Source organism: Wenyingzhuangia sp. (assembly GCF_039768515.1).
GTDB lineage: Bacteria > Bacteroidota > Bacteroidia > Flavobacteriales > Flavobacteriaceae > Wenyingzhuangia.
In genome coordinates this window covers 1-2807 of the sequence record NZ_JBDNAI010000058.1, presented here as the reverse complement: position 1 = coordinate 2807, position 2807 = coordinate 1, and the positions used below count along the sequence as shown (strand labels likewise).

Annotated in this window: 3 protein-coding genes; 1 reads left to right on the top strand and 2 read right to left on the bottom strand. The window is 35.2% G+C overall.

Going from position 1 to position 2807, the window contains the following annotated elements:
* The coding region (locus ABF281_RS03560; RefSeq protein WP_347180327.1) for a hypothetical protein at positions 1-403 on the top strand (403 nt) is incomplete at its 5' end.
* 191 nt (positions 404-594) lie between these two features.
* Here the strand turns inward: ABF281_RS03560 and ABF281_RS03555 are convergent.
* Complete coding sequence (locus ABF281_RS03555) at positions 595-2379, bottom strand: glycoside hydrolase family 15 protein (RefSeq protein ID WP_347180326.1); 1785 nt, start codon at positions 2377-2379, stop codon at positions 595-597.
* 3 nt (positions 2380-2382) lie between these two features.
* Positions 2383-2807 (bottom strand): adenylyltransferase/cytidyltransferase family protein (locus ABF281_RS03550; RefSeq protein ID WP_347180325.1); only part of this gene is annotated, 425 nt, incomplete at its 5' end.

Sequence of the window (2807 nt, the reverse complement as noted above, 5' to 3'; positions counted from 1 at the left end):
TCATCTCTTTGTTTTTAACACAACCGAAGGCGTATATCTATTCATGGCTCAGGAGCATTGTACTGCATGGCTAGAGGAACAACTTGATACCTATCTTCAAGAAAAGGTTTCTGGCACCTATCTCTTACACAATCATTCAAATCACCTCCACTTTTTCACAGAGGAAGTAGGGCAGATACTTCAAGATGACAACAGTAGCAGCTTCGTATGGAAAAATTTCATCAGTAGTTTTCTCGGACAACTCGATCCTTTTGTAGGAGATTCGACTGCAATCGCTACCCTTTTTAAAACATTTGTAGAAATAGTTAAGCTAAAGGGGACTGCTGCCCAGCTGGATTACCTTAAGCGTAAAATGAATTTACTTCGAGAAAGGGTTGATTTAGGCGATTTATTGGAGAAATAAACGCTTTATTTTTTAGCTTTAAATTCATTAGATTAATGGGAAAGTCATAGACACGCATCGTTAATTAGAGCATTAATTGATCTTAGATAGAACGTAAAACATAAGCTGCCTAAGTTAGATTTATCCCTCTAGGAAAAAAACTTAGATGAGATTGTCTATCCAGGAATGTAATAAAAATTCAACTCCTCCACTTAAAGTGGTTTTGATTTATTCAAATTCATTGCCGTTTCAATGAGCGCTAAATGTGAGTAGGCTTGAGGGAAATTCCCGAGGAGTTCTTTTGTTTTAAAATCCAAGTCTTCGCTAAAAAGCCCAAGGTGGTTGCTGTAGGAGAGCAATTTATCAAATAACTCTTTCGCTTTTCCCCTTTCGCCAATTTTATTTAAAGCGTCGATAAACCAAAATGTACACACTGTAAATGACGAGCTTGGTAAACCAAAATCATCTTCATTTTTATATCGATACAAAAGACCGTCATTAGACAATTCTTCCTCTATCGCGTGAACAGTACTAATATACATAGGGTCATTTGCTTCAATAAATCCATAGGGCTCCATGAGTAAAATAGAGGCATCTAAATCGTTTGAATTGTAGGATTGTGTAAAGGATTTTTTTTGGTCATTCCATCCATGCTGAAGTATGTCTTGTTTTATTTCATCCCTTAAAACAGTCCATTTTGATGTTTTTTTATCTTTATTAAAAAGCTGCGCTACTTTAATAGCCCTATCCATTGCTACCCAACACAACACTTTTGAAAAAGTAAAATGTTGATCTTCTCCTCTAAATTCCCAAATACCTTTATCTGGATAAGTCCATCTTTCATTGATTACCCAGGCTACATTTTTTGTGATTGACCACAATTGTTCATGAAGGTCTTTATCGTCTGTGAATAATTTAATCTCGGTGTAAATAATATCCATAAGCACCCCATAAATATCATTTTGCTTTTGACTAAATGCTGCATTACCCACCCGGACTGGTGTAGAGTTTTTATAGCCCGCAAGATGATCTAGCTGCTTTTCCTTCAGCTCTTTTTCACCATTAATCCCATACATAATTTGAAATTTATCCCCTTTATCGGGAATTAAATCGATGATGTACTCTAAATATTTTTTAATGACATTCTTGTGCCCCAGTTCATGCACAACCCTTATGACCATAGAAGCATCTCTAATCCAGCAGAAACGATAATCCCAATTCCTAACCTCCCCTATCGTTTCTGGAATAGAGGTTGTCGCTGCTGCAAGTATTGCGCCGGTCTTTTCATAGGTGAGTAATTTAAGCGTCATTGCGCTTCTTATTATTTCATCCTCATACTCAGAAAAAGAAGGGGTAACAGAACACCAATTTATCCAATAGATATTGGTTCTGTTAAGCATTGAAAAAACCTCATTCAGCTTAGGAGGAATGATTTTTTCATTGTAGCAAATTAAACAATATCCATCGGATACTAAATCAATTTCCAAGCCATCAACAATAGATGATTGATCAAAATCGGTGTATAGATATAAACTGTCATAATTGGCTTCTTGCGAAATACTAACGATAAAATCATCTTTGATTAACGTCTCTGTTTTACAACTCGAATACTCTAGCCTAGGGTCGTATTTAATTTTAAATGTAGGTTTTCCAGAAACTAACTTAAAATATCTAATCACCTCGGCAGGGGAATGATAACTATTGTCTTTTTTTAAATACCTTGGCATAAAATCGTGAACCTCAAAAATGTTCACGCCATCAGAAAATACAGTAACCAGTATACATGTTTTAGGAATATATTGCTGTTCGATCGTGTAATTTTCTCCACAGACAATTTCAAAACTCCCTCCATTGGCATCATCCAGAATTTTCGCAAAAACAGAGGGGGAATCAAATTCAGGTAAACAGCACCAATGTATTGAACCTGTTTTAGAAATTAGCGCCGAGGAATGACAATTTCCAATTATTCCGAGTTCTAAATTATTTGAATCAAGCATGAATTACTTCTTTATTGAATTTGAAATTAGCTTTTTAAATTTTGTTGTACTCCAACCATGAGAACGATCCAAAAAATGAATTGGACTATTTAAATCGTCTCCCGTAAAGGGTTGATTTATATAATCATCTCCCAGAAAACGAATAGCAAACTTTTCCTTTTTTAAAATTTCATACAGTTCCGACTCGTAGGAATAGACCATTATCTCATCTATATATCGAATGGACAATAACTGTTCAGTTCTTTCTTCTATAGATAAAATTGGAGGTAGTTTGTGACTTCTTTCAATAGAAGGGTCAGAATGGAGGAGAACACATAAAGCATCACAAACTTCGCTACATTCTTTAAACATTTTAATATACCCTGGGTGTAATACATCAAAGTTACCAGCAATAACACCTCTACTTACCTTTTTTTCCTCCTTCATTT

Bases quoted from the DNA above. Each gene is read 5' to 3' on its own strand.
- ABF281_RS03555 (WP_347180326.1), bottom strand. From the start codon at position 2,379: ATGCTTGATTCAAATAATTTAGAACTCGGAATAATTGGAAATTGTCAT.